General features: G+C 62.6%; 5 protein-coding genes. 1 reads left to right on the top strand and 4 read right to left on the bottom strand.

The annotated features are described in order from the left end of the window. Window positions 1-95: 95 nt before the first annotated feature. Together HMPREF3044_RS08765 and HMPREF3044_RS08760 are read right to left on the bottom strand one after the other, a co-directional pair. Entirely contained in the window at window positions 96-557 is a 462-nt protein-coding gene (locus tag HMPREF3044_RS08765) for a VanZ family protein (RefSeq protein ID WP_050762625.1), read from the bottom strand. A 3-nt stretch (window positions 558-560) separates the two neighbouring features. After that, window positions 561-2,048: a DUF1846 domain-containing protein gene (locus HMPREF3044_RS08760; RefSeq protein ID WP_083318147.1), complete on the bottom strand. Its 1,488-nt coding sequence runs from the start codon at window positions 2,046-2,048 to the stop codon at window positions 561-563. An 85-nt stretch (window positions 2,049-2,133) separates the two neighbouring features. Between HMPREF3044_RS08760 and HMPREF3044_RS08755 the strand changes: the two genes are divergently transcribed. Next, entirely contained in the window at window positions 2,134-2,913 is a 780-nt protein-coding gene (locus tag HMPREF3044_RS08755) for an Fpg/Nei family DNA glycosylase (protein WP_005391632.1), read from the top strand. Between the two features lie 22 nt (window positions 2,914-2,935). Here HMPREF3044_RS08755 and HMPREF3044_RS08750 read toward each other — a convergent pair whose 3' ends face one another. Both HMPREF3044_RS08750 and HMPREF3044_RS08745 read right to left on the bottom strand, forming a co-directional pair. Then, the gene (locus HMPREF3044_RS08750) at window positions 2,936-3,274 is read right to left on the bottom strand and encodes a hypothetical protein (RefSeq protein ID WP_070740959.1); all 339 of its coding nucleotides are present in this window, start codon (window positions 3,272-3,274) and stop codon (window positions 2,936-2,938) included. Window positions 3,275-3,557: 283 nt separating this feature from the next. Then, window positions 3,558-6,929 (bottom strand): Rib/alpha-like domain-containing protein (locus HMPREF3044_RS08745; RefSeq protein WP_141759669.1); only part of this gene is annotated, 3,372 nt, incomplete at its 5' end.

Raw genomic sequence — 6,929 nt, 5'->3', positions numbered from 1 at the left:
GTTAAAGCGGTCATGCCACACACAATAAAGCGCGTAGGGGAGGCTGCAAAGGGTGCGCTTGGAATCTGTGGATAACTCGGGTGGGGCTGCGGAGGTTATGCACAAAGTGCAGCTAGATAGAGGGTGACGATGAAGGCGAGGGCGAGGAGGATGGGCGTCGACAAGCTAAAGCGGGGGGAGAGCCAGACGCCGAGGGCTGTGCCGACGGTGTTCTGGAGGACGTCGTTAAGGTCGGTGAAGCCGAGGGCGAAGGCGAATTGGGAGAGCTCGACGAGGAGTGAGACGGCGAGGCCGAGGAGGACCGGGTGGCGGGCGCGGTGGGCGAGGACCCAGCCCAGGGGGACGAAGAGGATTATGTTGCTGACCAGGTAATATAAGGGGATTATTGGGGAGGAGTAGCGGAAAAAATCCCCGAAGGGGAGGAGGCGAAGCGCCCGCGTGTGGTGGACGCTTGCCTCCCAAAGTCCGGGGATGGAGACGGCGGATTTACCTACCGTGAGCAGGACAATCAGGCCGAGGGCGGCGGCGAGGGTCGCCCAAAAGCGTGTCCTGGACATGGATTACTTCTTCTTGTAAAGGGATTTGCGCTGGTAGACGGGTTCGCTGGTGACGAGGATGCCGAGGTTGCGGAAGATGCCTTCGTCGACAGAGCCGAGGATGGTTGTCGTGTGGACGTCGCAGCCGCAGAGATTGCCCAGCTCATCCAGTGCGCGACGGGCGTTTTCGTCTGTGGACGCAGACACCGAGAGGGCGATGAGGACCTCGTCGGTGTGCAGGCGGGGGTTCTTCGAGCCGAGGTGCTTGGTTTTGAGCGTTTGGATCGGCTCGATGGACTCGGGGGAGAGGAGGTCGATGGTCTTATCGATCCCCGCGAGGTGTTTAAGGGCGTTCAAGACCATTGCCGAACAACAGCCGAGAAGAGGGGATGTCTTACCAGTGATGATGGTGCCGTCGACAAGCTCAAGAGCGGAGGCGGGGGCGCCGGTGACCTCTGCAAGCTCCTTGGCCGGGGCGACGACCCGACGATCCTTGGTGGACAGACCGGCCTTGGCCATGACCATCGCGGCGCGGGAGGAAAGGGTATCATCCAGGGCGTTCTGCTTCTCCTCCACCAGCGCCTTGTAGTAGCGGCGGATGATCTCCTGGCCGGCGGCGGCACGGCAGGCGTCATCGTCGACGATGCAATAACCGGCCATGTTGACGCCCATGTCCGTGGGGGACTGGTAGGGGCAGCTGCCAGTGCACTTCTCCAGGAGGGTCTTGAGCAGCGGGAACGACTCGACATCGCGGTTGTAGCTAGACACCTGCTCGCCGTAGGCCGCCAGGTGGAACGGGTCGATGACGTTGAGGTCCGCGAGATCGACGGTGGCCGACTCGTACGCGAGGTTGACCGGGTGCTCGAGCGGGAGATTCCAGATGGGGAACGTCTCAAACTTCGCGTAACCTGCGGGAATGCCGCGCTTGTTATCGTGATAGACCTGCGAAAGACACGTGGCGAGCTTGCCGGAACCCGGGCCGGGAGCGGTGACAATGATGAGGTCACGGGAGGTTTCCACGTACTCGTTGCGTCCGAAGCCCTCCTCCGACACGATCGTGTCCGGATTGTTGGGATAACCAGGGATAACGCGGTGGCGGCGGACGGTGAGACCGAGGCGCTCGAGCCGATCGCGGAAATCGAAAGCCAGCGTGTTATCGTCCTCGAACTGCGTGATGACCACCGTCTGCACAAGGAAGCCGCGGTCACGGAAAATATCAATGAGACGCAATACGTCGTCCTCATAAGTGATGCCAAGGTCCGCGCGCACCTTCTGGCGCTGCAGATCCTTGGCATTCATGCAGACGAGGATTTCCAGCTCGTCTTTGAGGGTCTCCAACATTGCGATTTTGTTGTCGGGGGTGAACCCTGGGAGCACGCGCGAGGCGTGATAGTCATCGAACAGCTTGCCGCCCATCTCCAGGTACAGCTTCCCGCCGATGGAGTCCCGTCGCTCGGCGATGTGCGCCGATTGCATCTGTATATACTTATCGCGATCAAATCCTCGTTTCACGTTCTTCCAACTTAGCACAGCTGGGTAACGCGACCGAAAAGCCCATGGTGAGGCGGTATTTTGCGCTCGAGTACAATGCAAAGGCATGCCAGAAGGACACGTCATTCACCGGTTAGCGCGCACACTCACGGACACGTTTGGGGGAAAGCCGGTCGACGTTTCGTCCCCACAAGGTCGGTTCAGCACCGAGGCCGACGTGCTAAATGGGGCGGAGCTTATCGACGCCTTCGCGCACGGCAAGCAGCTCTTCATCCGCTTTGCGGGCGAGCGGTACATCCACATTCACCTCGGGTTGATTGGGAAGTTCAAAGTCGCGCCGCTGGCGGCGCCGGTCGGTGTCGTGCGGCTGCGGATTGCCGACGGGGAGATGGCAGCAGACCTGCATGGGCCCCAGTGGTGCCGGTTGGTGTTGAAGTCTGATGTAGAAAAGGCCGTCGAAAAGCTAGGAAGCGATCCACTAGAAAACGGTGCGATTGCACCGAACCTGGCGCGGGTGCGACGCACAATTGGGGCAGCGCTCATGGACCAGTCGCTGTATGCCGGCGTGGGGAACATTTACCGGTGTGAGGTCCTGTTCAGGCAGAGAATATCGCCGTTTGCGCCGGCGGTGGCGGTCGATGGGCAGGCGATCTGGGACGATCTCGTGCAGCTCATGGAGTATGGGGCACGAACCGGGCGGATCGACACCGTGCGGGCGGAGCACTCGCCGGAGGCGCAGGGACGGCCGCCGCGCGAGGACGCGCACGGCGGGGAGGTGTACGTGTACCGGCGGGCGGGCCAGCCGTGTCTGGTATGCGGGACGCCGGTGGAGATGACGGTGGACGGCGGGCGGAAGCTGTACTGGTGTCCGACGTGCCAGGCGTAGGGGCTTGGGGGCTTGGGGGCGCCTACCAGTTGTAATAGGGGATGAGCGGGTCGGCGTCAGCGTGCTCGGCGCGGTGGGTGATGGTGAGGCGACCAATGACCCAGCCGACGAACGCGACGATGGCGAGGCACAGGGCGCCGAGGAGCCAGCCGTGCGGGTCGGTGGAGGAAAAGAGGCTGGTCATGCCGATGGCCTTGGCGTAATCGGTGAGCGCGAAAGTGCAGTTGCCGTTTTCGAAGATGGTGATGATGCGGGGATCCTCACTGGTGTCGAGGAAGTGGAACCAGACGGCGGTTTTGAGCAGGAGAGACGCCGTGATGCCACTGAGGCCGACGCCGACTGTTCGCATGACCTGTTTCATCTTCGTCCACGCTCCTTTTGCTTGAATCGCCTTGTCCTACTTTCGTTTATGCACGGTAACAACTTTTGAGCCGGGAATAAAGTAGCAGTTTTCGCTCTTCAATAATAGCGGGCTTATAGTGGCTGGACAGGTTCGTTGTAGTGTCTGATATACCAGACAGATGGCCGAGTTTCACGTGAAACTCGGCCATCTGTGTGTTTTATGGAGTTATCTCGGGGGCGCTTTTAGTTTGGTATTACCTTACCGTTTCGCACCCTTGAGTGTGCATCCTTACTCTGCATCCTTACTCCGCATCCTTACGGCGGCGGAGTGCGATGAACGCGCCACCCAAAAGCAGGGAGAGGAAGCCGATGGTGAGCGCCAGCTGCACATACTGTGCGCCGGTCTCGGCCAGAGCGGAATCCTTCTTGGAGTGCTTACCGGGCTTTGCATTGGTAGCACCATTTCCGGAGCGAGTCGGCTCGCCCGCCTCGCCACGGCCCTTCGGGGACTGCGGCGACGGATCCTGCTTGCCAGGGGCCTGCTTGCCAGGGGCCTGCTTGCCAGGTGCCTGCTTGCCGGGGGCTTGCTGTCCCGGTGCCGTCTGGCCAGGAGCCTGCGGGAGATCCGGGAGGGCGTGGCGACCTGGCGCGGAGCCCGTGTCTACGATGCCGAACTGATCCAGTGCCCAGGCACCGCCACCCAACAGAGCGAGGCCACCGAGGATGCCACCGATGATGGCACCAGCCTTTTCCTCCTCGGAGGAGCCGTTGGCCGGTGGGGTTGGCGTGTCAGACTTGGCGATCGTCACGCTCTGGCTGACGAGATCCTTCGAGCCGTCGGGGTAGGTGACCTCAATCGGGATGACATAGGGCCCGTCCTTGATGTTCGCCGGCGGATTGAGAGTGAGCTTGCCGGTCTTTGGATCGATCTTCGCCCACGCCGGAGCGTCCTTACCGAGGGCGAACTTCGTGCCCTTCGGCATCGTCTCCGTTGCCTCCGTAGCCGGATCATCAAAGGACGGCGTGACCACAATGCCCGAACCACCAGGAACGATCGGCTTCGCATCCGGGTACCGCGGCTCCGCCGTATCCTTCGCCTCCTTCACCTCGGCAACCAGCGTCGCCTTGGAGATGACCTCACCGTTCGCCAGACCCTCAACCTTGATCTCATAATCGCCGGGTTCTGCGTTAGCCGGGGCATCGATGGTGACCTCACCCGTTTTCTTATCAATCGTCACGTTCCAGCCATCCGGGAAGGAAACCAGCCGGAAAGTGGAGCCGGGAACAACCTGATCGCCCAGGTTCGTCTTCACCTTCACAGGCTCATCGCCAACCGTCGTCTTCGGGTAGGCGAGCTTCGAATTCGCGATCATGACGCGCTGGTAGACGATGCCCTTGGAGCCGTCGGCATAGGTGACCTCGATCGGGATACGGTGAGCACCCGTCGAGACATCTGCCGCCGGAGCGATGGTGAGCTCACCGGTCTCCGGATCGATGGTCACCCACTTCGGAGCACCCTCACCGAGGGCGAACTTCGTACCCTCCGGCTTTGTCTCCTTCGTATCTGCGGTAGTGGGATCGTCGAAGGTCGGTGCCTTCACCGTCTCCGTCGTGCCGGCGAAGATCACCGGGGTCGTGGCCGGGTAGTACGGCTGCGCGGTGTCCTTCATCGGGCGGGCAGCGGGCTTTTCGACGACGACCGGGACGTTGACGATCTCCGTCGAGTGATCACCGTAGGTGACCTCTACGGGGACGAGATAGCCGCCGGGCTGAACCTTGTCCGTGGGCTTCAGAGTGAGCGCACCGGAATTGGGGTCGACCGTGACCCAATCGAGGTTCGGGTCCCCGGGGGCCGTCGACAAGCTAAAGGAGACTTCCGCAGGCTTTTGCTCCACCGTGTCCGTGGTCGGATCATCGAAGGACGGGGCGGGGACGGTGACGTCCGTGCCCTGCTCAACGCGGGTGGAGGCACCCGGGTAGAAGGGCTGCGTCGTCTGCGCCTCGGTGAGCGTGGGCTCCTCCTTCGGATCCGTGACAACCACCGTGACCTGCGTCATCACCGTCTTGGTCACACCACCGACGGTGACCTCGACGGGAATCTCGTAAGTGCCAGCCGGAACGTCCGCACCGGGATTTGCTGTGACCTGGCCGGTCTTGGGATCGACGGAGACCCAATTCGGTGCGTCAGCACCGAGCTTGTAGGAGGTACCTTCCGGAACGCGCTCGACCTGCTTGGTGAAGGGGTCATCGACAGACGGCGGATCGATGGTGAGGGTCTCGCCGCGCTCGACCGGGTGGGCGGGGCCGTAACTCGGGGTGAGCATCGGGCGCTCGCGCACCGTGATCGTCGACTCGATGACATCCTTCGTACCATCAGGGTAGGTGACCTGCACCTTTACCGGGTACGTACCGGGCTGCGCAGCGGCCGGGGGTGTCGCAGTTACCGTACCCGTCTCCGGGTTCACCGTGACCCAACTCGGGTTGTCCGGATCGCCGGCGAAGGTCGTCTCGGCCGGGGGCTGGACCGGGAACTGCGGGGAGAGCGAGATCTCATTGCCGGCGGTGACCGGCGCGGTGGACAACGTACCGTTGGGCACATTCTCCGTGGCCAGGCGCGGATTATAGGTATCGGCATCCGTCACCGGCTTCTTGACCAGCACCGGAACCATGACCGTATCCGTGGAGCCGTCCTCGTAGGTGACGACAACGGGGACATTATAGGTGCCCGGCGCGATGTCCTTACCCGGCTTCGCGGTGAACTCGCCGGTAGCTGCGTCGACAGAGGCCCATTCCGGAGCGCTATCACCGAGTTTGTAGGAGGTACCAGCCGGAGCCTGCTCCTTCTCCTCGGTGCTCGGATCGTCGAAGCTCGGAGCCGGGATCTTTTCCTTAGCGCCGGCCTCGACCGGGGTGGCCGTGCTGGGGTAGCGCGGCTGGACCTTGTCGGCGGTCTCCTCCTTCTGCGCTGCCTCCGTCACGTTGACGGGAATGACAACCTTATCCGTCGAACCGTCGCTATAGGTGACCTCAATCGGGACGTTGTACGTCTGCGGATCCAGGCCCTCCGGCGGGTTGAGGGTGAGCTTGCCGGTCTGCGGGTCGACGGTCACCCAATCCGGAGCGTCCGCACCGAGCTTGTAGGAGGTGCCCGCCGGGGCTTCCTCCTTCTCCTCGGTCGCCGGATCGTCGAAGCTCGGGCCGGAGACAACCTTGTCCTTCTCGCCCGCTGCGACCGTGGCGGTGGGGGAGGAGGGGCCGGGGTTGAGCTGCTGGCTCAGATCCTTCGGTATGGGCAGAACCGTCACCGTCACCGGGATGCGGTCGGTGGAGCCATCCGGGTAGGTGGCGACAACCGTACCGGTGTAGGCCTGCGGTTCCACCTCGGCACCAGGGGCGATCGTGGCGGCACCGGTGTTGGGATCTACGGTGATCCAGTCCGGGCCCTCGAAGGAGAACGTGGTGCCCTCGGGGCGCTCCTCCTTCTCGGAGGTCGTCGGATCGTCGAAGCTCGGGACCGTGGACTTTACGGTCTGACCCGCCTGAACAGCGTTATCGTTGGCCTTGTAGCGAGGCTCCGCGATCTGCGCCGTCTTCTTCGGCTGGGCGGAAACCGTCACCGGGACGAAGTACGTATCCGTCGTGCCGTCGGGGTAGGTGACCTCAACCGGGACGTT

It is taken from the genome of Corynebacterium sp. HMSC073D01, assembly GCF_001815555.1.
Lineage (GTDB): Bacteria > Actinomycetota > Actinomycetes > Mycobacteriales > Mycobacteriaceae > Corynebacterium > Corynebacterium glucuronolyticum.
This window is presented reverse-complemented; position numbering and strand designations above follow the sequence as displayed.